Source organism: Caulobacter sp. GW821-FHT11A05 (assembly GCF_058809015.1).
The window spans coordinates 1-23574 of record NZ_JBXASF010000006.1; the positions used below are offsets into that span (position 1 = coordinate 1).

At 68.2% G+C, this 23574-nt stretch carries 21 protein-coding genes and 1 tRNA gene; 11 read left to right on the plus strand and 11 right to left on the minus strand.

Annotation, left to right across the window (positions count from 1 at the left end):
- Positions 1-285, plus strand: a 285-nt coding sequence (locus tag AC1RSK_RS10290; RefSeq protein WP_492907423.1) for a hypothetical protein, incomplete at its 5' end; no start/stop codon positions are given.
- 101 nt (positions 286-386) lie between these two features.
- A tRNA-Ser gene (locus AC1RSK_RS10295) sits at positions 387-476 on the plus strand.
- A gap of 438 nt (positions 477-914) precedes the next feature.
- Here AC1RSK_RS10295 and AC1RSK_RS10300 read toward each other — a convergent pair.
- The 4 genes from AC1RSK_RS10300 to AC1RSK_RS10315 all read right to left on the minus strand — a co-directional run bounded on the left by AC1RSK_RS10300 (position 915) and on the right by AC1RSK_RS10315 (position 5636).
- The gene (locus AC1RSK_RS10300) at positions 915-2141 is read right to left on the minus strand and encodes a cytochrome P450 (protein WP_492907424.1); all 1227 of its coding nucleotides are present in this window, start codon (positions 2139-2141) and stop codon (positions 915-917) included.
- 198 nt (positions 2142-2339) lie between these two features.
- Complete coding sequence (locus tag AC1RSK_RS10305) at positions 2340-3707, minus strand: MFS transporter (RefSeq protein ID WP_492907425.1); 1368 nt, start codon at positions 3705-3707, stop codon at positions 2340-2342.
- Positions 3704-4477, minus strand: coding sequence for an SDR family NAD(P)-dependent oxidoreductase (locus tag AC1RSK_RS10310; protein ID WP_492907426.1), 774 nt, complete (start codon positions 4475-4477; stop codon positions 3704-3706). The genes AC1RSK_RS10305 and AC1RSK_RS10310 overlap by 4 nt, the downstream gene beginning before the upstream one ends.
- Before the next feature lie 58 nt (positions 4478-4535).
- Positions 4536-5636, minus strand: coding sequence for an oxidoreductase family protein (locus AC1RSK_RS10315; RefSeq protein ID WP_492907427.1), 1101 nt, complete (start codon positions 5634-5636; stop codon positions 4536-4538).
- 123 nt (positions 5637-5759) lie between these two features.
- Here AC1RSK_RS10315 and AC1RSK_RS10320 point away from each other — a divergent pair, with 123 nt between their 5' ends.
- Positions 5760-6542: an SDR family NAD(P)-dependent oxidoreductase gene (locus tag AC1RSK_RS10320; RefSeq protein ID WP_492907429.1), complete on the plus strand. Its 783-nt coding sequence runs from the start codon at positions 5760-5762 to the stop codon at positions 6540-6542.
- Positions 6543-6599: 57 nt separating this feature from the next.
- Here the strand turns inward: AC1RSK_RS10320 and AC1RSK_RS10325 are convergent, their stop codons facing one another.
- Both AC1RSK_RS10325 and AC1RSK_RS10330 read right to left on the minus strand, forming a co-directional pair.
- Positions 6600-7112 (minus strand): nuclear transport factor 2 family protein, encoded by a 513-nt coding sequence (locus tag AC1RSK_RS10325; protein ID WP_492907430.1) that lies wholly within the window; start codon positions 7110-7112, stop codon positions 6600-6602.
- Between the two features lie 9 nt (positions 7113-7121).
- Positions 7122-9089 (minus strand): oxidoreductase, encoded by a 1968-nt coding sequence (locus tag AC1RSK_RS10330; RefSeq protein WP_492907431.1) that lies wholly within the window; start codon positions 9087-9089, stop codon positions 7122-7124.
- 280 nt (positions 9090-9369) lie between these two features.
- Between AC1RSK_RS10330 and AC1RSK_RS10335 the strand changes: the two genes are divergently transcribed.
- The 3 genes from AC1RSK_RS10335 to AC1RSK_RS10345 are packed head-to-tail and all read left to right on the plus strand — an operon-like array spanning position 9370 to position 11595.
- Positions 9370-9876 carry a nuclear transport factor 2 family protein gene (locus AC1RSK_RS10335; RefSeq protein ID WP_492907432.1) on the plus strand — a complete coding sequence of 169 codons (507 nt, stop codon included), beginning with the start codon at positions 9370-9372 and terminating at the stop codon, positions 9874-9876.
- Positions 9877-9921: 45 nt separating this feature from the next.
- Positions 9922-10668, plus strand: coding sequence for an SDR family NAD(P)-dependent oxidoreductase (locus tag AC1RSK_RS10340; protein WP_492907433.1), 747 nt, complete (start codon positions 9922-9924; stop codon positions 10666-10668).
- Between the two features lie 27 nt (positions 10669-10695).
- Positions 10696-11595, plus strand: coding sequence for an NAD-dependent epimerase/dehydratase family protein (locus tag AC1RSK_RS10345; RefSeq protein WP_492907434.1), 900 nt, complete (start codon positions 10696-10698; stop codon positions 11593-11595).
- A 6-nt stretch (positions 11596-11601) separates the two neighbouring features.
- Here the strand turns inward: AC1RSK_RS10345 and AC1RSK_RS10350 are convergent, their stop codons facing one another.
- On the minus strand, positions 11602-12351 hold the full coding sequence (locus tag AC1RSK_RS10350; RefSeq protein ID WP_492907435.1) for an SDR family NAD(P)-dependent oxidoreductase: 750 nt from the start codon (positions 12349-12351) through the stop codon (positions 11602-11604).
- A gap of 200 nt (positions 12352-12551) precedes the next feature.
- Between AC1RSK_RS10350 and AC1RSK_RS10355 the strand changes: the two genes are divergently transcribed.
- A complete protein-coding gene (locus tag AC1RSK_RS10355; protein WP_492907436.1) occupies positions 12552-13340 on the plus strand; it encodes a dihydrolipoamide acetyltransferase family protein in 789 nt (262 codons plus the stop codon).
- Here the strand turns inward: AC1RSK_RS10355 and AC1RSK_RS10360 are convergent.
- Entirely contained in the window at positions 13300-14049 is a 750-nt protein-coding gene (locus tag AC1RSK_RS10360) for a TetR/AcrR family transcriptional regulator (RefSeq protein ID WP_492907437.1), read from the minus strand. The genes AC1RSK_RS10355 and AC1RSK_RS10360 overlap by 41 nt on opposite strands.
- A gap of 354 nt (positions 14050-14403) precedes the next feature.
- On the opposite strand from AC1RSK_RS10360, the gene AC1RSK_RS10365 reads away from it, so the two are divergent.
- From AC1RSK_RS10365 to AC1RSK_RS10375, 3 genes are read left to right on the plus strand one after another with little or no spacing between them, the layout of a single operon-like run.
- Positions 14404-15816 carry an aromatic ring-hydroxylating oxygenase subunit alpha gene (locus tag AC1RSK_RS10365; RefSeq protein WP_492907438.1) on the plus strand — a complete coding sequence of 471 codons (1413 nt, stop codon included), beginning with the start codon at positions 14404-14406 and terminating at the stop codon, positions 15814-15816.
- A gap of 40 nt (positions 15817-15856) precedes the next feature.
- Positions 15857-17065 carry an acyl-CoA dehydrogenase family protein gene (locus AC1RSK_RS10370; protein ID WP_492907650.1) on the plus strand — a complete coding sequence of 403 codons (1209 nt, stop codon included), beginning with the start codon at positions 15857-15859 and terminating at the stop codon, positions 17063-17065.
- Positions 17066-17108: 43 nt separating this feature from the next.
- A complete protein-coding gene (locus AC1RSK_RS10375; RefSeq protein WP_492907439.1) occupies positions 17109-18659 on the plus strand; it encodes an AMP-binding protein in 1551 nt (516 codons plus the stop codon).
- A gap of 672 nt (positions 18660-19331) precedes the next feature.
- Here the strand turns inward: AC1RSK_RS10375 and AC1RSK_RS10380 are convergent.
- Positions 19332-21305, minus strand: coding sequence for an oxidoreductase (locus tag AC1RSK_RS10380; protein WP_492907440.1), 1974 nt, complete (start codon positions 21303-21305; stop codon positions 19332-19334).
- Positions 21306-21335: 30 nt separating this feature from the next.
- Positions 21336-22340 (minus strand): NADP-dependent oxidoreductase, encoded by a 1005-nt coding sequence (locus tag AC1RSK_RS10385; protein ID WP_492907442.1) that lies wholly within the window; start codon positions 22338-22340, stop codon positions 21336-21338.
- 234 nt (positions 22341-22574) lie between these two features.
- Here AC1RSK_RS10385 and AC1RSK_RS10390 point away from each other — a divergent pair, with 234 nt between their 5' ends.
- Positions 22575-23339, plus strand: coding sequence for a TetR/AcrR family transcriptional regulator (locus tag AC1RSK_RS10390; RefSeq protein WP_492907443.1), 765 nt, complete (start codon positions 22575-22577; stop codon positions 23337-23339).
- Positions 23340-23342: 3 nt separating this feature from the next.
- Here AC1RSK_RS10390 and AC1RSK_RS10395 read toward each other — a convergent pair whose 3' ends face one another.
- Positions 23343-23573, minus strand: coding sequence for a biotin/lipoyl-containing protein (locus AC1RSK_RS10395; RefSeq protein ID WP_492907444.1), 231 nt, complete (start codon positions 23571-23573; stop codon positions 23343-23345).
- Between the last annotated feature and the right edge of the window lies 1 nt (position 23574).

A 23574-nucleotide genomic window follows, 5' to 3' on the forward strand; every position in this document is an offset into this window, starting at 1 on the left:
GCGCTGGCCGCCGGCGACGCCCCCACCGCCCTGACGATGATCGCCGCCGCCCGCGCCAGCCTCGGCCGCATCGACGAGCGCTACCCCGGCCTGGAGGCCAGCCGAGCCGCCCTGCGCCGCGCCGACGCCGCCCTCGCGGCGGCCGCGGAGGCGGTGCGCGCCGGTGCGCCGGAGGCCACCGCGAAGCTGGCCGCCTGGCGCCCCGAGGACCTCGCCGCGACCCTGGAGCGAGAGGCCGCGGCCTCGCTTTTCAACCCCGCCCGGCTCGCCGAACACCGGCCTTGAACACTGCCCTTGCCCCGGGGTCGCGCCTGAGTATATTGCGCGCCTTCCCGCGCCGGGGGCGACAAGCCCCAGCGGCGCAACCGCAGGCCGTCGGCATGCGTGGAGAGGTGGCCGAGTGGTTTAAGGCGCACGCTTGGAAAGCGTGTGTAGGGGAAACTCTACCGCGGGTTCGAATCCCGCTCTCTCCGCCAGCGCCGTTTGTTCTATATTCAGATTATTTAGCATTTTCGATGCCGGGCGGGAGCACCCCGGCAACAATCCCAGCGATCGACGGTTCGATAGCCGCTAGGCCTCGCGGCCGGCAGGTAGCGTCCGTGCGGCCCTCCTCCGAAGGTCGGCATTACGCCAATTGCGGAACTTGGGTGCGCACCGGGAAGCGGCCATCGCACCTCACAACAACTAGCATCGTATGCGGATCTGGCTTGGCCAGAAGGCGACGGCCGACCTCTGCTCAAGGGAGATGACTCTTGCTTCCGACATCCTTAACGCGCTCTTCGAGGTAGCCTTCCTTGAGCACCTTGAGGCGGTGACCGACCGGCAGGCGCGGGATTGCCCTGCCCTGTCCGACGGCGCCAGAATGGCGCGCGCCGTCAACTTGGCGCGCTCTACCCAAACAAGCCTGGCTTTGTTCAGGCGTCCCAGGCCACCGGCAGCGTCCGGAGGCCCTGCAGGACCGGAATGCGCGTCTCAGGCATCGGCTCGCCGTCCAGCCGCAGATTGGGCAGGCGGTCCAGCAGCACTTCGAGGAACAGCTGGCCCTCGATGCGGGACAGCGGCGCCCCGCGGCAGATGTGGATGCCGTAGCCGAACGAGACGTGCTTGCGGATTTCCGACATATCGCGATCCAGATCGAATTTCTGCGGATCGGGAAAGACGGTGGGGTCCAGGCTGCCGGCGGCCCACATCATCATCACCTTGGTGTCCGGCTGGAGCTTGAGCGGCCCGATCTCGATCGCCTCGTTGTTGGTCCGGAAGAGGCCGTGGACGGGCGCGTCGACCCGCACGCACTCCTCGATGGCCACGGGGATGAGGTCGCGGTTGGCCTTGAGCTTCTCGAACTGCTCGGGCGACTGCAGCAGCCGGTGGAGCAGGTTCGACAGCATGATCGTGGTGGTGCCGCTGCCCGCCGTCAGCAGGAAGCTGCAGAAGCCCAGGATCTTCTCGTCAGTCAGTCGCCGGCCGTCGAGCTCGGTGGAGATGAACTTGGTGAGCAGGTTGTCGTCGGGCCGCGCCTCGCCGGAGGCCAGCCGCCGTTTGGTGTCCTCGAGGTGGTCGGCGAGGAAATGAGCCGCCTCGTTCGTGCGCACCGCGGGCGCCTGACGCTTCAGCATCTGTCCCACGCCCGCCACAAAGCCGTCGCGGAAGTCCTGGATGCCCTCGGCGTCGATCGGCTTGCCGAACATCTTGAAGATGACCCAGAGGGGGAGCGGCTCGGAGAACTCCTTGTGGATGTCGCAGCGGCCCTGGCTGAACAGCGCGTCGATGCGCGCGTTCAGGAACTCACGGATGCCGGGGATGAAGGACTCGAAGTAGGCCTTGGTGAACGCCTTCCCCACGAGCTTGGCCTCGAAGGTGTGCTCCGGAGGATCCACCGTGACGAGGACGCCGGGCGTTTCCGGCGGCTGGTACTGAAGCCCCGGGCCGTACTTGCTGCTCCACAACGCCGGTTTGACGCAGGCCTCGACGATGTCCTTGTGGGCGGCCAGGGCATAGAAGTCGCCGTCGCTTGAATGGGCGTAGGGACAGCCGCTCCCGTGCAGCTGGCCGTAGATGTCCTTGTAGCGCCGCCCGAACGCTTCGGAGTTGAGGTCCAGCTCCATGACCCCTTCGACAGGACAGGTTTTCGGGTCTTCCATAGCGCGTTCCTCTGCGATGCCTCGCCAACCCCGGCCCTCACGCACCCTCGCGTGGCGGAGAAAATGGCGAGTCCGGGCTGGCCGGAGCTCAAGGGGAGCAGACCTAAAATTACCACACGTGTCAATGTCTTGAAATGGCTAAAAATTGCTTCTTGTGATACTTTTATTCCCACTTCGCGTAGCGCCGTCGGGCCGCAGTCAGGACCGTTGGCCGGCTTCCGAGTCGCGGATGTTCAGCTGGCGGCGAATCTCCGCATGGCGATCCGGCCCCAGCCTATAGCCGACCAGGCAGGCGGCCCCGAGCAGCACGAACAGCATCGGGCCGGCGATGGAGGCGATCTCCAGGCCGTGAATGGCGTCATCGGAATTCTTCAGACTGGCGGCGGCGTTGTAGCCCACCTGTTCCAGCACGGAGAAGGTCAGGAAAATCGACAGGGCGCCGGCGACCTTGGCGGTCAAGGTCATGACCGCATAGAGAAGTCCGGCGCGCTCCTGGCCCTGCTCCAGCCGCAGCTCGTCCGAAACATCGGCCGTCATCGCGCGCAGCAGAACCGAAAAGCCGGCGGTGCAGAAGCCCATGGCGAACATGTTCGGCACGGCGAACGCCAGAGAGCCCTTCGGCAGGAGCAGCATCAGGCACAGGGTCGCCGAATAGCCGACTGCGACCACCATCAGGGCGCGGTGCTTGGAAACCCGCATCGCCAGGCGGCCGATCAGCGGGGCGCCGAGGAAGCCGGCGCTGATCGAGATCGCCAGCAGGATGTTCGCCTGCGTCAGGGTAAATCCCCGAGCGTCGGTGAGAAGGAACAGCACCGTCGCGGCGAGCCACCCCGGTCCGAGCGCCAGGCAGAAGTCGGCCAGCAGGACGCGCCGCATGGTGGGCCGCGCGATCAGGGCCCAATAGTCGGCGAGACGAAAACCGGCGCCGCCCGGGTTGGGCCTGACATGTTCAGGCGTGGCGGCCAGCACGGCGGCGACCGCGATCGGAATCGCCAGCAGCAGGAACCAGCCCATGGCCGGCACCGCCGCCGAGTCCGCGACGCCAAACTGCCCGAGCATCACCGGGATCAGGAACACCAGCAGGGAGCCGATGACCCCCAGGGCGGCGATGATCCCGAACACCCGCGACCGCTCATTGTAGCTGGGCGCGAGGGTCGCGGCCCAGGCGGAATGGGACAGCAGAAGGATCGAGGTGCCCAGGTAGAGCACCAGCAGCCAGACGATCAGCCCGGCCATGCCGGTCGCCGACGGCGACACGAACAGCATGTAGATGGCGAGCATCAGCACCGGCGCGCCCGCCGCCAGCCAGACGCGGTACCGGCCCCAGCGCGTGTGGGTCCGGTCCATGGCCAGGCCAAGGCCGAGGTCGACACCGATATCGATCAGTCGGACGATGGCGAACGCGGCCCCGACGGCGCTCAGGCTGATGCCGATATGGCTGGCGAAGTGCCGCGGCAGGTAGATGGCGATGGCCGTATTCACGGCGGTAAGCGGCAGGCTCGTCGCCGCGAAGGCGATGACCATGGCCAGCGGCAGTCGGCGCTCGGAAGCGGTGACCGGGCTCATGGCGCCTTTCCCGGTCCGCGCGCGCCGAGCAGGAGGTCGGGCGGCGGAAGGGCCGCCCCGGGAACCCCGCGCAGGAGCTTCAGGCGGGTCTCGCCGCTGACCCCGCTCAGGAGCAGATCCACGGCCTCGCCTCCCACTTCCTGACAGGACTGGACGTCGCCTCGTTGAACCTGGCTGGGCAGCAGGGGGCTGTCGAAGCCGCCGGGACACAGGGCGTTGATCCTGACCGCCGTGTCGGCATAGGCCAGGGCCAGGCTGCGGACGAGGCCGATCACCGCATGCTTGCTGGCCGCGTAGACCGGATCAAAGGGGATGGGCGTCAGGCCCGCGGCGGAGCTGGTGACGGTGACGCCCCCGCCGCCGTGGGCCAGCATGCGCGGCAGCAGCGTCTTGAGGCCGAAGAAGACGCCATCGAGGTTGATCGACAGCACGGTCCTGTATCGCGCCGCGCTGATCTCCTCCACCCGGGCCGGTCCCATGACCCAGTCGGGGCCCTGGGTCATGACGCCGGCGTTGAGATGGGCATAGCGGATCGGCCCCATCTCCTTCTCGACGGACGCCACCACGGCTTCCCATTGATCGGGGGCGGAGACGTCGCAGGACCAGAAGCCTCCCCCGGCGCGCTCGGCCACCGCCCTTCCGGCCTGCGCATTGACGTCCAGGATCGCGACCCTGCCGCCCTGGGCGGAGACGAGGTCCGCGACGGCCGCGCCCAGCCCGGTGGCGCCGCCGGTGATCAGCACCGCGCCGCCCTGAAAGCCATTGGTCATTTGGGGTTCCTGTCCCGTTGGTCGCTGATCGCCGTCCGTCGCCTCGCGCCCGCCCGAACTATTCCGGCAGGAGTGGAAGGAGGCCGAGGTCCATCACGGCGGCCGACGCGCGCCCGACGAGCTTTTCCATGAGACGCCGGCCCCGCTCGTTGGCCGAATCCAGCGTTCCGGCGATCAGCACCGCGTAGCCGAACACGTAGAGCACCGCGGTCCGGTAGTCGTCCCAGCACTGCTCGATCGAATACCCGGTGACGCCCAGGTCCATCAGGCTGGCGTGGTAGTATTCGACCAGGCGGGTCTGGTGGCCCCGCCTGTCCTCGGCGCTCATGTTCTGGCTGAGCAGGTAGGCCAGGTCGTGGATCGCGGCCGAGAAGGTGACCACCCAGTCCAGGGCGACGACGGGCCGCTGGCCGGCCTGCTGGCCAAACATCAGGTTGTCCAGCCGGATGTCGCCATGGATCAGCGTCTGGACGGGCCGCGCCATCATCCGATGCAGGGCCGGAACGGCCGCCAGGAAGCGGTCTCGCTGCGCCAGGATCTCCGGGGCCATCACATGGCCGAACTGGGCCACGCAGGGCTCCCAGCCCGCGACGCAGCCGGCCGTTATCCCTTCGATCTGGATATCGCCGTCGATCCTGGGCGCCCAGGCCATGGCCGGATCGCCGCTCTTCCCCCAGTAGCGCGCATGCATCGGCGCGACGACGTCGATGATCGCCCGCGCCTCCTCGGGGCTGCAGCCATCGATCTGGTCGCCCGTCCGGTAGTCGCCGAGGTCTTCAAGCAACAGGACGCTGTCGCCGCTGTCGGGGTCGACCGCCGCTGCGAAACACCGCGGGCTGACCGGCCCCAGCCCCGGCGCCACATGTTGGTAGAAGCGAACTTCCCGCTCATAGAGCCGAAAGTGCATCGCCACGGCCCGGTTGCCCACGTGCGGGGTCGCGAACTTGGCGATGAGGGATCGCGGCGCGTTCGGGGCCGGCGGATCATAGACGAGCTGAACCCGCGCCAGCACGCCCAGGATTCCGACCCCTTCGCCGATGGGCGTCGTGCTGAAGCTCGTCACGACCTCACCGCCGATGGCGCCAGCCGCGCGAAGCCGCCCCGTCAGCCAGCCCACGGTTAGGTCGTCCGGGTGAGCCGGATTTGCCGCCTGGTTCATTTCCACCCCTGTCGCGCCTGGCTGTTGCCATGACAAAATAATAACGTGTTATAGTTTCGTACTGGCGAGCCGGGTGTCAAGGCGCCCCGGCCAAGGCGGCCAGCACAACCAAAGGGGAGAGAAATGACGGCTGGAAAATTGAACGGAAAGGTCGCCCTGGTCACCGGCGCGACGAGCGGTCTCGGCGAGGCGATCGCCCGTGGCTACGCCGCGGAGGGCGCGCGGGTGGTGATCTGCGGTCGGCGCGCCGCCGAGGGCGAGGCCGTGGTCGAGACCATACGGCAGGCGGGCGGCGAAGCGGCCTTCTTCCCCTGCGACGTGGCCGAGGCCGAGCAGATTCGCGCCCTGGTGGCCCAGACGGTCGAGCGATTCGGTCGGCTGGATGTGGCGGTGAACAACGCCGGCATCGGCAGCGGCGGCGCCAAGACCGCCGACATCGAAGACGACGAGTTCGACGCCCTGTTCCGGATCAATCTGCGCGGCGTCTGGCTGTGCATGAAGCACGAGATCCGCCAGTTCCTGGCCCAGGGGACCGGGGGCGTCATCGTCAACATGGGGTCGGTGCTGGGCCAGGTGGCGATGGCCGGCGCGACCCAGTATTCGGCCGCCCACTATGTGGCGGCCAAGCACGCCGTCGAGGGCCTGACCAAGTCGGCGGCGATCGACTACGGACGCGACGGCGTCCGCGTGAACACCCTGGCGCCCGGCGTGGTGGCGACGGCGATCAGCGACCAGCTGATCGCCGACGAGGTTCCGCTGATGCGCTACTGGCGCGACCAGACAGCCCTGGGACGGCTGGCCTCGGTCGAGGATGTGGTCGGCGCCGCCGTGTTTCTGGCCTGTGACGATTCCCGCTACATGACCGGCGCCAGCCTGGTGATCGACGGCGGCTTCCTGGCCCAGTAGTCGGCGTCAGAGGTGCAGTTTGAGGATAGCCACCGGATTGCATGGTCGGCGCCCGGCCTAGGTCGCGCCCTGACCGAACAGGGCTGACGACGGATCGGCCTCACGGCGGGCGCCGGCTGGGAAATAGGCGGCCCCGGCCCAGGGCGGGGCGCTGTCCAGCGGACGGGTGATGTCCAGCACCACCCGACGCTCGACGATCTTCCAGGCGCCGTCCCGCCGCGCGAACTGGTCGAGATAGCGACCGCCGACCAGGACATGGCGCGGCCCGCCATCGGGGCCGTTTTCCGGGTGGAAGGCGACGAAATAGCTCTCCACCCGCGCCGTCTCGCCCTCCACCTCGATCAGGGCGTTGGTGATGTGGTGCTGGCCGACCAGCGGAACCTGGTCCATGGCCGGAACCAGGTAGGCGCCGAAGTCCCGCCCCTGGCCGGTCCAGGCGCCGTGGTGATCGATGGCGCCCGGGTGATAGACGCTGGCGATCATGGCCGCGTCGCCCCGGTCGACGCCCCGGCAGTAGCGATAGAGCACCTGTTGGATTTCGATATGGGCGGCGAGCTGTTCAAGCGTCATCGAAAGGCCTCATGCGATAGCGGCGCCGGCGACACGCGCCTCGCGGACGGCCGTCTCCAGGAACCGGGGCGCGTTGGCGTCGCCGACAATGCGCAGGTCGCCGACGCGACCGGCCAGGGCGTCGTAGAGTTCGCGATTGGGCCGGTTGGCCGACACAAAGACGACGACGTCGGCCGGCGCGGTCTCGGCCAGGTTACTCCCGGCCGGCAGGTATGTCGGGCCGATGACCACGCCGCCGTCCCTAATAGCGAAGGCGCGTGAGCGGAGGCGCAGGGTGAAGCACCCACGGCTCAGCCGCTGCAGGGCCGGCTCGGTCATCAGGGCGGTTTCCACCAGCGGGGCGAACGCTGGATGGCGCGAGACATAGGTCACTGCCAGCCCCTGCCTGATCAGATGCTCGGCGCAGGCCACGCCCTCGTAGTGCCCCAGGTCATCGATGACGACGGCGGTGCGCCCCCAGTCACGGCCGGGCTGGGCGAACAGGTCGTTGCTGGACATGACGTTCGGCCGGTCCATCCCGGTGATCGGCTCGCCAGGGTTCGACAGCTGGACGCCGTCCATCCTCGGCGCGGCGCCGGTGGCGATGATCACCGCGTCGGGCGCCGCCTGCAGAATGTCCTCGGCGTCCAGATAGCTGCTGAGGCGCACATCGACGCCGAGCCGGTAGACCTCGGCCTCCAGCCAGCTCACGAAGTCGATCATGCCGTGGCGGGTCGGCGCCCGGGCGGCGAGTTTGAGGGCTCCCCCCAGGCTCGGTTCGGCTTCCGCCAGGATCACCCGGTGTCCCCGCAGAGCGGCCACCCGGGCCGCCTCCAGACCCGCCGGGCCGCCGCCGACGACATAGACCGTCCTGGCGGCGGCGGCGGGCGCCAGCAGATCGTCCCCCATCCGGGTTTCATGACCCACGGCCGGATTGACCACACAGCCCAGCCGCCGGCGCGGCCCCAGCAGGTTGCCGACGCAGCCCTGGTTGCAGGCGATACAGGGACGAACCTGTTCGGGGTGGCCCGCCAGGGTCTTCCTGACCAGATCGGGGTCGGCGATGTGGGCGCGGGTCAGGCCGACGAGGTCGGCTTCCCCGGCCCGGATGACCAGGTCGGCCTCTTCGAGCGTGCGGAACCGGCCGGTGACAATGCGCGGAGACGTCACCCCCTCGGCGATCGGCAGGCTGGTCGGCATCTCATAGCCCGAGGGCTCATGCATGCCGCCGATCATCTTCGGGAAGCTCTGGTAGTTGCCCGCCGAGATATCGACGAAATCGATCAGGCCCTCGGCCTCCAGCAGCTGCACGGCCCGCAGGCTGTCGGCCGGGCCGACGCCGCCTTCGATGAGATCGGGGGCGACACGCACGCCGACGGGAAAATCCCTGGGAACCGCCGCGCGAACGGCGCGAAGCACCTCAAGCATGAACCGCGCCCGGTTCTCGAACACGCCGCCATACTCATCCTCACGGTCGTTGTTGTTGGCCGACAGGAACTGGCTGGGCAGATAGCCGTGGGCGCAGTGCACCTCGACCCCGTCCAGGCCCCATTCCCGGCACTGGGCGGCGGTGTGGGCATAGGCGCCGACGATCTCGTCGATCATCGCCCTGGTCATCGGAATCGGCGGCGCCCCGATCGTCGGCCCGGGGATGTCGGAGGCGGACCATGGCGGCGAGCCGTCCAGAGGCAGGCCGTTGTGGCCGGCGTGCCAGAGCTGCTGGAAGAGCTTCATCCCCGTGGGACGCACCGCCTCGACCAGCCGGCGATAGCGATCGGGCAGACCCGGATCGAAGATGTTCAAGGCCGCCGGACTGGTCGGATGGACCGACAGGATCTCGATGAAGGTGAGACCGACGCCGCCCCGGGCCCGGGCCAGGTGATAGGCGATCAGATCCTCGTTCATGGCGCCCAGGGCGGTGGCGTGGGCGGTCCTGACCACGCGATTGGGGATCTCAACGCCGGCGATACGGAAGGGCGTGTGGACGTGGGTCAGCAATTGGAATCCTCCGCCGGTGCGTTCCGCCGGCCGGGGCCGGCGCCGCCCATTTTATGGCCGCGAGCCTAGACGTCCGGCGCGGCGAGGCAATTGAAATTTGCCACTTAGGTTATTTTCTTCGGCGACGACGAACGCCCGCCCATTTGGGCGACGGACCACCTGACCGAGGGAATCCGGGTCGGTCGGCCGCCGCGCCCGCCTTTCCAACCATTGCAATGCGTTCTACTTTTTGCACAATGGGCCCGGTGACGGACCCGCCCGGTCGCAGGAGGATTTTTTGATGACCCAGGCCCTGACCGTCGAAGATCTGCTGGCCCGCGCCGCGATCAGCGATGTCGTGCATCGTTACGCCACGGGCATCGACCGGCGGGACTGGTCGCTGTTCCGATCGATCTTCGCCGACGAGGTGGCGCTGGATTTTTCGAGCTGGAACGGGGCGGCCCCGTCCCGGATGGCGGCCGACACCTGGACCGCCGGCGTGGCGGCCAGCCTCTCCGGGTTCGACGCCACCCAGCACGTCAGCAGCAATCACGTCATCACCCTGGACGGCGACGAAGCCACCTGCGTCTCCTACATGATGGCGCTGCACTACCTGCTCGAGGACGGGCAGCATCAGATGCAGTCCATCGGCGGCTACTACACCAACCGCCTCGTCCGCGGCCCTGAGGGCTGGAAGATCCATGCCTGCACGCTGACCGTCACCTGGGAGAAGGGGGATCGCGGCCTGTTTCAGGTCGCCCAGGCCCGATGGCGCGCGCGGTCGGCTTCGCAACCGCCCGTCGCCTGAGATGGCCCAATCATCAGACCACGAACAACAAAAGCGGGAGGTTTCATGCAACTCAAGGACAGGTCGGCGCTGATCACCGGCGCGGGCGCCGGCATCGGGCGCGCCACGGCGATCGCCTTCGCCGAGTGCGGCCTGCGTCACGTCGCCCTGTGCGACCTGGACGAGGCCGGTCTCGAGGAAACCGCCGGTCTGGTTCGCCGGCATGGCGCTTCGGCCGAGGTCTTCCGGTTCGACGTCACCGACACCGAGGCCCTGCGCAAGGCCCTGGCCGATACCCACAGGGCGCACGGGCTCGACGTCGTGTTCAACAACGCCGGCATCGTCTCCGGACCGCCGGCCTTCCCGGAGACGGCGATCGCGCGGGTGAAGCTGCTGATCGACATCAATCTGACCAGCGTGATCATGGGAACGATGCTGGCGATCGACTTGATGAAGGGCAGCGGCGGCGGCGTGATCATCAACACCGCCTCGACCGGCGCCCTCAGTCCGTATCTGGCCGACGCCCCCTACGCCGCCTCCAAGGCCGCCGTGCTGATGTTCAGCCAGTCCTGCAAGGACCTGAAGGCGATGCACAACATCCGCGTCAACGCCATCCTGCCCGGCATCACCGAGACGCCCATTCTCGAAAAGCTCGGGGCCGGCAAACGCCCCGACTGGCTGCAGCCGCTGATGCAGAACGTCCGGCTGTGGAAGCCGGAAGAGATCGCCCGCCAGATCATCGAAGAGCTGATCGAGGACGACAGCAAGGCCGGCGATTACGCGGTGGCCCGAAACGAACCCCTGACCGCCTAGACAGCGCTCCTCCCGAAAGGAAATTCCATGCGTGTGCTGATTGTTGGCGCCGGCGGCTATCTTGGAGCCGCCGTCGGCCGTGGCCTGGCCGCCGCCGGCCATGATGTCCTGGCCCTCGCCCGGGACAGCGAGAAGGCCGCCGCCTTCGCGGCCCGCAAGCTGACGCCCGTCGCCGGCGACCTGGGTGACGAATCCTTCGCCGACGCCGCCATGGCCGCCGACGCGGTGGTGTTCTGCGCGGCCATCCCGTTCGACCGCGAATGGCCGAGCCTTCAGCCGGTCCTCGAACGCATGGCCGGCAGCGGCAAGACCTTCATCCTGACCACCGGAACGGCGGTCCTCTCGCACGAGACGCCGAACGGCGAATGGCGGGAGGAGACCTATGCCGAGGACGACGCCTTCACGCCGCCGGCCTGGATCGCCACCCGGGTCGAGACCGAGAACAGGGTGCGGGAGGCCGGCCAGAACGGGGTCCGGGCCATGGTCGTGCGCCCGCCGCAGATCTGGGGAAACGGGGCCAGCAAGCAGATCCCGGCCATCTTCCAGTCCGTTCGCACGACCGGCGCCGCCTGCTACATCGGCCAGGGGCTCAATCTCTACAGCCACGTCCATGTCGACGACCTTGCCCAGGTCTATCGGCTGGCCCTGGAGAAGGGGACCTCGTCGGCCCTCTATCATGCGGTCGCGGGAGAGGCGAACTGGCGCAGCATCGCCACGGCCGTCGCCCGGACGACCGGCGCAGAGCCGCGCAGCGTGACCCTCGACGAGGCGCGGGAGATCTGGGGCCCGGTCGCCGGGCCGCTATACTTCGGCGTCAGCAGCCGGTCCCGGTCCCCGCGCACCCGCCGCGAGCTCGGCTGGGCGCCGACCCGGGTCGATGTCCTGGAGGACATCGAAACCGGGTCATACCGTCCAACCCCGGCCTGAGACCGGTCACATCTGGGCCAGGCCGCCATCGACGTAGAGCACGCCCCCGGTCGTGTAGGACGACTGGGGGGAGCACAGGAACAGGGCGGCGGCGGCCACCTCCTCGGGCCTCCCCCGGCGCCGCATGGGGGTCCGCTCGCCGATGAGCCGGTCGAAGCCCTCCTGGCCCCCTTCCCTCGCCTGCAGCCGGTCAAGCAACGGCGTCTCGGTGATGCCCGGCGCCAGAAGGTTGACCCGGATACCGGCCGGCGCGAGCTCGACGCCCCAGGTTCTGACAAAGGAGCGGACCGCCGCCTTGCTGGCCGAATAGACCGAGCCGCCGGGCAGGGCGATGGCGCTGGCGACCGACCCGACAACCACCACCGAGGCCGGCGCTTCAAGCAGGGGAAGCGCAGCTTTCATGGTGAAGAAGACGCCCTTGACGTTCAGGCCCATCAGGTCGTCGAACTCCCGCTCCGTGCCGGTCGTCAGCGAGCCGCCGCCGGCCGATCCGGCGTTGGCGACCAGAATCTGCAACCGCCCGTATGTCGTCCGGACATGGTCGAAAAGCCGTTCGATGTCCGCCACCCGCGTGACGTCGCCTTCGACGAAATCCGCGCCATGTCCGATAGACGCCGCGGCCTCTTCCAGCACCTGCCGGCGGCGGCCGAACATCACCACCTGGGCGCCGGCCTCGGCGAGGGCGCGTGAGATCTCCAGGCCGATGCCGCTGCTCCCGCCGGTGACGACGGCCGTCTTCCCTGTCAGCAGGCCCATGTGAATCCCTCCGATGCCTTGTTCTGTTCTTGCTGGAGCCGCGCGATGGAGGGCGACGACCCGTCCCGCCGCCTGGCGGAGGAACTCCACAATATTGCTACATGTTATTGTATTTGACCAGCCTCCCGGCTACGACACGACGGCGCGGTCGGAAGGTCGTCCGACGTCAAGCCAGCGCCACCCGCATGCCGGAGAACCCCATGTCCGATGCTGTCCCCGTCGCGCCGCTCACGGGCGAGGCCCGCCGGCCCGGGCGCCCGCCTCCGGAAGATCTCGTCCAGGAGCTGGAAATCCAGGGCATCGCGCCGGGAACCTACGACTTCCGGCCCCTGGACGGCGTGCGGCGAACGATCGCCCGGCGGATGACGGAGTCGTTTCGCGACGTCCCGCACTTCCCCCTGCTGATGAAGATCGAGCTGGACGGGCTGCTGGCCGCCCGCGCGCGCCTCAACGACCGCGGCGGCGTTCGCATTTCCCTGAACGACATGATCATCAAGGCCTCCGCCCTGGCCCTGATGGCCGCGCCGGAGGCCAACGCCAGCTACACGCCGAAGGGCCTGGTCTTCCACCACCACGCCGACATCTCGGTCGCGGTCGCCATCGAGGGCGGGCTCGTCACCCCGATCCTTCGCGCCGCCGAAACCAAGAGCCTGACGGAGATCGCCAGCGAGATGAAGGACCTGGCGGCCCGCGGCCGGGCCAGACGCCTGCTGCCCGCCGAGTATTCGGGTGGGACCTTTTCCATCTCCAACCTCGGCATGTATGGCGTCACCAGCTTCGGGTCGGTGCTGAACCCGCCCCAGGGCTGCATCCTGTCCGTCGGCCAGGCGGAGAAGCAGTATCGCTTCAGGGGCGACACGCCCTACGTGGCGACGGTGCTCGAAGCCACCCTCACCTGCGACCACCGGGCCGTCGACGGAGCCACCGGCGCAAACTGGCTGCGGAGCTTCAGGTCGCTCGTCGAGTCGCCGGATGACTGGGCCGCGTGACGCCGCCCGAGGCGGCGTAGGCGAGGACTTCAAGCCAATCGGGCCCTCGGCCGCGCACCTGGTCCAGCCAGTAGAGCGTCTCGCGGCGGGTTTCGCCGACCGTCGCGCCGGACAGGATGATGAGCAGGCCCTCGATCATCATGGGGACCAGCTGCTCGTCCTTGAACTCTTCCAGGCACCAGTCGGTGAGCGTGCCGTAGCCCTGGATGGTCAGCATCTCGACCAGCCGGGCGGCCGACATCCCCGGCTGAAGTTCGCCCCGCCGCTCCAGTTCGTCGACGAAGACGGCGTTCGTCTCGTGAGACATGTCCCGGATGACGTTGCGGATCGGCCGGGCGACGGTGCCGGACCAATACACGCTCATGATCGCGGTCGTGTAGGGTTTGATCTGCAGGTTCCGATGGTGGATCAGGGCCATGCGCTCGATGCGTCCCCGAAGGGTCGTGTGCGGATGGTTCGGCTCGATCGTGCCCGCGAACTTGAGATAGTATTCGTTGATGGCCAGGGCGATGACGTTTTCCCGGCCGCCAAAGGCGTTGTACAGCGTCCGCTGCGCGATCCCGGCGCGCGCGCAAAGATCCCGCACGTTGAAGGCCTGCACGCCGCGCTCGGCGATCATGATCCGGGTTTCCCGCAGGATGCGACGCCGCCGCTCCTGGATCGACGGACTGTTGTAGGTCGTTGTCTTGAGGGACGGATCTTCAGACATGGACATCGTTCGGTCGGCGCGGCGAAGGGTCAGCGCGAAACGGCCTGGCGAGGCGCCTGACCTGGCATGCTTTGGCCGGAACGGCAGGTGTCATCAAACGGCCCCGGACAACCAAAACTATCTCACCGTGCATTTTCTGTTCTATCGCATACGCCATCAAGGGGCGGAAGCAAATTATCCCGTCGGCTCTCGCGGGACGCCTCAGCGCTCTTGTTGAAATTAACACATGCAGCATATTTGAATTGACAGGCGACCACGCCGGGGCGTTAGCTCGCGGTGTTCGCAGGGCTGAATTTCAGGGGCCGCTGCGGCGAAGGCGGCGATCAGACCGGCCGGGCTTTTGGGAGAACACGCATGGACGGGTCAGCTGGTGTTGGTCGTGCGGATCGGCACCCCGGGGATACCTACGAGGACATCCTGAACCGGGACAGCCGCCCCGTTCCCGACTATCTGCGGGAAGGCCGGGTCCCCGACATCGGCGTCGATCCGGTGGCCGTCGACCGCTATTTCGATCCAGCCTTCTTCCAGAAGGAAGCCCAGCATGTCTGGAGCCGGGTCTGGCAGATGGCCTGCCGCGAGGAGGACATCCGCTCCGTCGGCGACTACCACATCTACGAAATCCTCGGAAAATCCCTGATCGTCGTCCGGACCTCCGAAACCGAGATCAAGGCGCTCTACAACGCCTGTCTTCACCGGGCCCGCAAGCTGGTCACTCTGAACGGCTCGAAGCTGGAGTTCCGCTGCCCGTTCCACGGCATGACCTGGAACTGCGACGGATCGTTCAAGGAAAACCCGATCAGCTGGGATTTCCCGCAGTGGTCGGAAAACGACATGCGGCTGCCGGAGGCCAGGGTGGCCACCTGGGGCGGCTTCGTCTTCATCAACTTCGACCCCAACGCCAGGCCGCTGGCCGAGGTCATCGCGCCGATGGCGCGGGATTTCGAGCGTTTCGACTTCCCCAACCGGTATCGGGCGGTCTGGGTGCAGAAGAAGGTGCGGGCCAACTGGAAGGCGACCGCCGAGGCCTTCATGGAGAGCCACCACAGCGTCACCACCCATCCGCAGATCCTGCCGGCGCTGGGCGACGCCAACAGCCAGTACGACCTGCCCAACGACCATGTCTCGCGCCACTTCTCGGCCGGCGGGGTCTCCAGTCCCTTCCTGAACCCGCCCCTCACCGAGCAGGAAATCTTCGCCTTCATGACCGGCGGCGGCAGTCGCCGGGTGGCGACGAGCGAGGGGGCCGGGCCGACCCTGCCGGAGGGATCGACGGCGCGCATTGCGGTCGCCGAACTGGCGCGCCAGTCCCTGAGCCAGGAGACGGGATACGACTACGCCCACGCGGCCGACGCCGAGATGCTGGACGCGCTGCTCTACAATGTCTTCCCGAACATGAGCTTCTGGGCCGGCTACACCTCCAATCTCACCTACCGCTGGCGGCCCAATGGCCAGGATCCGGACAGCTGCATCATGGACGTCATGTTGCTCAAGCCCTGCCCGAAGGACGGGCCGCGCCCCAAGCCGGCCCCGGTCAGGGAACTGGGCCTGGACGAGCCCTGGAGCGACGCCACCGAACTGGGCTCGCTGGCGGTGATCTTCGAGCAGGACATGGGCAATCTGCCCTATGTGCAGGAGGGGCTCCGCGCCTCGGGAACCGGCGTCGTGCATTTCGCGCGCTATTCCGAAATGCGCATCCGGCATCTGCACAGGATGATCGACCGCTACATCGCCGAGGGATCGGCGATGTCGGTCGCGGGCGCTCTTTGATCCCGCCCTCCAGCCCGCGCATCAAGCCCGAATGACCAACATGCCTGAAGCCACGCCGGACGAGGACGAGGTCTTTCGCGCCGAAGTCCGCGCCTTCCTGTCGGAAAAGTTCGACGCCGATCTGCGCGCCCAGACGGCGCGCCAGGCCGGGGTGTTCGCCGAGGGCGATCTGGCCCGCCGCTGGCACCGCATCCTCTTCGAACGGGGTTGGATCGCGCCCGCCTGGCCAAGGGAATACGGCGGGCCTGGCTGGACCAGCCGCCAGCGGCAGATCTTCCAGGTCGAGTGCGCCCGCGCCGGCACGCCCCACCTTCCGGCCATGGGTCTCAGCCTGTGCGGGCCGGTGATCATGCGCTACGGCACGGACGAGCAGAAGGCCTTCTTCCTGCCCCGCATGCTGTCGGGCGAGCACTATTGGTGCCAGGGATACTCCGAGCCGCAGTCGGGGTCGGACCTCGCCTCGCTGCAGACCCGGGCCGTCCGGGACGGCGACGACTATGTCGTCAACGGCTCGAAGATGTGGACCACCCACGCCCACTACGCCAACTGGATCTTCCTGCTTGTCCGCACCTCCACCGAGGGTAAGCCGCAGCGCGGCATCAGCTTCCTGGTGGCGCCGATGGACCTGCCGGGCATCTCGGTCCGGCCGATCCTGTCGATATCCGGCGAGCATGAAGTCAATCAGGTGTTCTTCGACAATGTCCGCATTCCCGTCGCCAACCGCATGGGCGAGGAGAACGAAGGCTGGTCGGTCGCCAAATACCTGCTGGAGTTCGAACGCGGCGGCGGCGCCTCGGGCGCGGCAATGGGCGTCGCCATGGAGCGCGTCCTGGAGATCGCCAGGCAGGAGACCGGCGACGATGGGGCGCCCCTGTTCGAAGATCCCGACTTTCGCCGCGCGGCCGCCAGTCTCGAAATCCAGCTGATGGCGGCCGACTGGACCGAACGCCGGCTCAGCTCCGGAGCGGCCACCGGGGAAAGCGTCGGCAACAGCGCGGCCTCGATGAAAAAGCTGATGGCCAGCGAGCGAGGACAGCAGATCGCCGAACTGGGGGTCGAAGCCCTGGGCGTCTACGCCACGGCCGATCAGCGGATGGCCCTGGGCGCCGGCGCCAACGCCCCGCCGGTCGGGCCGGAGTATGCCGCCACGCCGGTCGCCAAATACCTCAACGGACGCGCCAGCACGGTCTTCGGCGGCTCCAGCGAAGTCCAGCGCAACATTCTGGCGCGCGTGGCGCTCGGCCTCTAGGCCCGCTCCCGACAGCCAGACCGACATTGAACAGGATGACCCGATGTCTCTAGCCGCCGCGGAGAATGCCCGGCTTACGCCGGACCGCATGGCGCTCGCCGACGAGCGCCAAACCCTGACCTGGCGCCAGCTCGACAGCCGGCTGAATCGCGCGGCCAACGCTCTGATTGCCGGTCCCGGACAGGCCGGTTCGCGCGTCGCGGTTTTCGCGCCCAACAGCGTCGAAGGCGCCCTCGCCTACCTGGCCGCCCTGCACGCCGGCGTCTCCAGCGTTCCGGTCAACTTCCACCTCACCGCCGACGAGGTTGCCTACATCCTGAAGGACTCGGCGAGCACGGTGTTGTTCGTCGGCCCAGAGACGGCGGCGGTCGGCCTCGAGGCGGCCGCCAGATGCGGCATCGAGACGGTCATCGGCTGGCGTTGCGGCGACCTGCCCGGCGTCGTCCAATGGGAGGACTGGCTGCAGACCGGCGCCGACGCCGAACCGCCCGCCGACATGCCGCCCAGGCCTCATCTCCACTACACCTCCGGCACCACCGGCCGCCCTAAGGGGACCGAGACCCCGCCTGCGATGCTCCCGAGGACCGCCACCGTGGCGGCGCTGTTCGCCGAACTGCGCGCCGTGCGCCAGGCGGCCGGGAACCGCACGGTCGGCCTCGTCGTCAGCCCCCTCTACCACACCGGCCCGCTCGGCGCGGTCCGCCAGCTGGGGGCCGGCATGTCGCTGGTCATCGCCTCGCGGTTCGACCCCGAACAGGTCCTTGCCGCCATCGAGACCTTCAAGGTCCAGACGACCATGATGGTGCCGACCCATTTCCAGCGCCTGCTGTCGCTGCCCCAGCCGACGCGCGAGCGGTACGACCTCTCCAGCCTGCAGCTGGTCAGCCATACCGGCGCCGCCTGCCCCACCGACGTCAAGCGGCAGATGATCGCCTGGTTCGGCCCCGTCCTGAACGAGGCCTACGGCGCGACCGAGTCCGGAACGACCAACCTGATCACCTCCGAGGAGTGGCTGCGCAAGCCGGGCTCCGTGGGCCAGACCGTCGCGCCGTTCGAACTGATCGTCGTCGCCGAGGACGGCGCCCGGCTGGGCCCCGGCCAGGTCGGCCAGCTCTACTTCCGGGACACCACCGGGCGGGGGATCGTCTACCACAACGACCCCGAGAAGACCCGGGAGGCGCATCTGGAGCCGGGCGTCTTCACCCTTGGTGAGGTCGGTTACGTCGATGACGAGGGCTATGTCTTCATCACCGATCGCGTCTCCGACATGATCGTCAGCGGCGGGGTCAACATCTATCCGGCCGAAGCCGAGCAGGTGCTGGCCCAGCATCCCGGCGTGGCCGACGTCGCCGTGGTCGGCGCCCCCAACGCCGAGATGGGCGAGGAGGTGAAAGCCCTCATCGTCCCGCTGGAGCCCTCCGATCCCCCCTCCCCCGAGGCGCTCGACGCCTTCTGCCGCGAGCGCCTGGCGGGCTTCAAATGCCCTCGCTCCTACGAGTTCGCCGACGACATCGGCCGCAACGCCATGGGCAAGGTCAACAAGCGCGAACTGCGCCGCCGCTTCTGGCCCTCGGACCGCACGATCGGGGGGTGAGGGGCGGCTGCCAAGACTGGGTCAGCCGCCGTGAGGGGTCCCTTCTCCCCTTGTGGGAGAAGGTGGCGCGAAGCGCCGGATGAGGGGTCGATAGGTCTTTCAGCTGCGCTGGGACGGTTGCGACAGGCTGTGTCGGAGGCCGGTGCGACCCCTCATCCGTCGGCTCCGCCGACACCTTCTCCCACAAGGGGAGAAGGGCGCCCCGAGGCGAACTCACAAAGGTCTGCGCGCGGCCATATGTGATGCCCCTGCCTCAAAAACGGGCGCAAATCTCACTCAAACCGACGCGCCAAAGGCCAAGAAACGCCCGCCCGCCTGGGCTTTTCCAATATGTCTAGACATATTCACCGCCTTTTCGGCCGCCGCCGAGGGCCCGCTCGGAGGCGTTGGTCGCCGCGTTGCCCTCTCCGACCCACATTCCCCACCCATCGACCTACGGATCGACCAACGCCCCAGACTACATCCCCGTCGCCTGAACCTACGCCAAAGCCAACAGGCGCTGGGGTTTTGGCCCGCTTTCCAGCCCCTTCGAGCGGCGCCGGCTTTTTTGTGGGTCCGGCCAGCGGCGGTATAATGGTCGCCGCTTCGATAACCGGGCCATGCCGCACCGGCCAAGCCGCGCGGCGCCGAGGATGACAGCCCATGGAGGAGAGGTCGGAGGCTGAACCGGCCCTAGACGGCGGCGCCGGCCAGGTTGCCCTCGCGGATCGCCGTGGGAATGAAGCGGGGCGAGTTGGCGTCGCCCGCCGCCCGGACATCGACGCCGCGCGCCTTGAGATCGTTGAACAGGCTCCGGTCGGGCCGATTGCGCGACACGAAGACCACGGTGTCGGCCGGGACCCGGACGGTCTGGTTGCTGCCCTTCGGCAGGTAGGTGGGTCCGACCACGACGCCCGTGTCGTCGATCGAGATGGCGCGCGTCCTCAGCATCGTCGTGAATTTTCCCCGGCTCAGCCGCTGCAGCGCCGGCTCGGTCATCAGGGCCGATTCCACCAGCGGCGCGAAGGCGATGTGGCGGGTGACGAAGGTGACCTCCAGACCCCGGGCGACCAGATGTTCCGCCGCGGCGACAGCCTCGTAGTGGCCGAGGTCATCGATGACGACGGCCGAGCGCCCCAGGTCACGATTGAGCCCCTGAAGCAGATCGTTGCTGGACAGGACATTGCTCCGGCCCATGCCCTCCACCGGCTCTCCCGGGTTGCTGGCCTGGATGCCGTCCAGGCGGGGCGTCGAGCCGGTCGCCACGATGACGCAGTCGGGGGCCTGCGCGAGAACATCGTCGATATCGACATAGGTGCTGAGGCGGACATCGACGCCCAGCCGGAAGATCTCCTCCTCCATCCAGATGATGATGTCCCGGATGCCGCCCCGGTTCGGCGCCGCGCCGGCAAGCTTGACCGCGCCGCCCAGGGCCGTTTCCGCCTCCGCCAGGATCACCCGGTGACCGCGCGTGGCCGCCACCCGCGCCGCCTCCATGCCGGCGGGACCGCCGCCGATCACCATGACGGTCCTGGGCTGATCCACGGGCGTCAGCCGGTCGTCGCCCATCTTCAGCTCGTACCCGACGGCGGGATTGACCGCGCAGCCCATGCGCCCAGGCGGGCCGAACACCTGACCGATGCAGCCCTGGTTGCAGCCGATGCAGGGCCGGACGCGCTCGGGATGACCGTCCAGCGTCTTCCGGACGAGATCGGGATCGGCGACGGTCGCCCGGACCATCCCGACCATGTCGGCCTCGCCGGCCCGGATGACCTGATCGGCCTCCTCCAGGGTGCGAAAACGACCGATCAGCATGGTCGGCAGGGTCAGGGGCACGGTGACCGGCGCGCTGGTGACCAGCTCGAAGCCGGCCGGCTCATGCATGCCGCCGATCATCTTGTGCATCGTCTGGAAGGTGCCGGACGAGACGCTGACATAGTCGGCCAGGCCTCGGGCCTCGGCCATCCGGGAGGCGCGGAGATTGTCCTCGACGTCCACGCCCCCGGCCATCAGGTCCGGCGCCACGCGGATGCCGACGACGAAGTCCTTCGACACCGCGCCGCGCACCGCCTCAAGGACCTGCATCATGAACCGGGCGCGGTTCTCGAACGACCCGCCGTAGTCGTCCTCCCGCCGGTTGGCGTAGGTCGACAGAAACTGCTGGATGAGGAACCCGTGGGCGCAGTGGATCTCGACGCCGTCGACGCCCCAGGACTCGAGCGCCCGCGCCGTGTTCGCATAGCCCTCGACCACCGCGTCGATCATGCCCTGGGTCATCGGGATCGGGGGAACGCCGACCTGCACGCTCGGCACATCCGAAGCCGACCAGGGGGGCGAGCCGTCCATCTGGGTTCCGTGATGGCCGCCGTGGAACAGCTGCTGGAACAGGCGCATCCCGTGCGGCGCCAGCCGCTCGACCATGCGGGGATACTTCTCCGCCAGCGACGGATCGATGATGTTCAAGGTGGCCAGCGACGACGGATGGACCGACATCGCCTCCATGACCGTCAGGCCGACGCCGCCCCGGGCCCGGGCCTCATGATAGGCGACCAGATCGTCCGAGAGCGTGCCGCCGCCGATGATGGTGGTGTGGGCGGTGCGGACCACCCGGTTCTTGATCTCGACGGCGCCGATGCGGATCGGCGTATGAACGTGGGTGAGAGTCACCTCATCCCCCTCTTGTTGAAGGTTGCGAGGTCAGGCGGCCAGCCGGACGATCATCTTGCCGGTATTGGCCCCGTCGAAGAGCGAGGCGAAGGCGGCGGGGGCGTTCTCCAGGCCCTCGACCACGGTCTCCTTCCAGACCAGCTCGCCCGAAGCCAGCAGGCCGGCCAGCGCCGGAATCATCTCGTGGGCCTTGTGGCGCCAGACGCCGCCATTGAAGCCGGTGACCGTCAGCCCCTTCTCGACGATGGTGAAGAAGTCGGCGGGACCGGCCCGGTAATCGCCATCGTATTGCGAGATCGCGCCGCAGACGGCGATGCGCCCGAACGGCCGCATGGACCGCAGGACGGCGTCGAGGGTCGCGCCCCCGACGTTGTCGAAATAGGCGTCCAGGCCGCCCGGACAGGCGCCCCGCAGGAAGGTTTCGATATCGGTGGTCCGGTAGTTGACCGCCAGGTCGACCCCCAGTTCGCGCACCAACCAGTCGACCTTCTCGTCCGAGCCGGCCGAGGCCAGCACCCGGCAGCCGCGACGCTTGGCCAGCTGGCAGGCGACGGACCCCACCGCCCCCGCCGCGCCGGACACATAGACCGTCTCGCCGGCCTCCGGCTTGAGCACATATTCGACGCCGACATAAGCGGTGATTCCGGTGAGCCCGAGGATGCCCAGGCGCCAGCTCGGCGGGCCCGGGCCATCGTCCAGCGGCTGCAGCTCATGGCCAGAGGCGACGAAGGCGTCGCGCCAGCCCAACTGGCTGACGACCTGGGTTCCCACCGGCAGGGCGGCGAAGTTCGACTGCTCCACCACCCCGACCGCCGCGCCGTGCATGCAGTCGCCGACCTGCTTGCCGGGGGTGACGCCGAGCCGGCTGACGAAGGCCAGGCGCATGTAGGGGTCGACCGTCATCCAGCTGTTGCGGACCAGCACCTGGCCCTCGCCCACCGCCGGCAGGGGAACCTCCACCAGCGCGAAATCCTCAGGGCTGACGCGCGCGCCGGGGGTCCGCGCGACCTGGATCTGTCGAGCTGTGCCGGCCATGGACCATCCTTGTTCTTGCGCTGCGCTCCACGAATTTTCGGGGAAGGCGCCTGCCCCTACAGGCGGTGCGACGTTCCTCTCATCCGAGCCAAAAATAACACGCGTGTCAATCTCTCATTGCCGTCCGGAGCCCGATCCGGAGGCGGGCGGAACGCTCGCGATCCCGCCCGGGTTTGACATCCTCACGTCAACGCGTGCTATTTCGGGCAACTCAGGAAGGTGCTGGTGCAGGACTTGAAGCAAGCGATTCCGGGGGGCGAAACGACGCCGCCCACGACATTGGCCGCGCGGCGCAAGTACGCCAGTCCGCTCATGCACGACCGCAAGCAGCGGATCCTCTCGGAGGCCCAGGCCCTGCTCGACGAGCATGGCGTCGACGGGTTCACGATCCGGGAGCTGTCGCGGCGCGCCGGCGTCGCGCAGCGCACGCTCTACAACGTCTTCGGCAGCAAGGAAGACATCGTGTCTTCCGCCATCGAGCAGCACTTCGCCGGCCTCCTCAAGGACCTGCCCCCGCCGCCGCCGATCGAGGATATCGAGGCCCATCTGGTCCGGGTCGAGGCCATCGCCCGCCGCACCATCGGCCTGCGCCGCTACGCGACGGCCATGGTCAGCGTCTTCTTTTCGCCGACCATCGACCGCCGCATCTACGATTCCCTGCGGCACATCTCGCTCTCCGGCTCCGGCGACTGGGTCCGGCGGGCGGAGGCGGGCAAGGTCCTGCTGAAGCTGTCGCACCAGGAGCGCGATCGGCTGACCGCCCTGCTGATGAACGTCAACTACGCCAACGTCACCGACTGGGCGGCGAGCCGGATCTCGGACCAGGAGTTCACCCTGCGGGCGCAGGCCAATTTCCTCCTCTGCGTCCGCGCCTTCCTGCGCCCGAAATTCCGGCCTCGGGTGGACGATTTGCTGGAGCGCCTCAAGCCCGCCGAAGCGGAGATCACCGCCGCGCCTGGCGAGGACAAGGCGAAACCGGCCCGGACCCCGAAGCGCTAGCAGCTACTCGATCCGGCCGATCAGTTCCCCCACCGGGTAGACTTCGCCTTCCGACGCGATCCGCCGAAGGACGCCCGAACCCGGGGCTTCGATCTCCTGCACCGTCTTTTCGCTCTCCAGCGAGTAGATCAGGTCGCCGACTGAGACCAGCGCCCCGTCCGCCGCCAGCCATTCGGTCAACGTGCCTTCGCTCATCCCCGCGCCCAGGCTCGGAATTCTGATCTCGATGCTCATG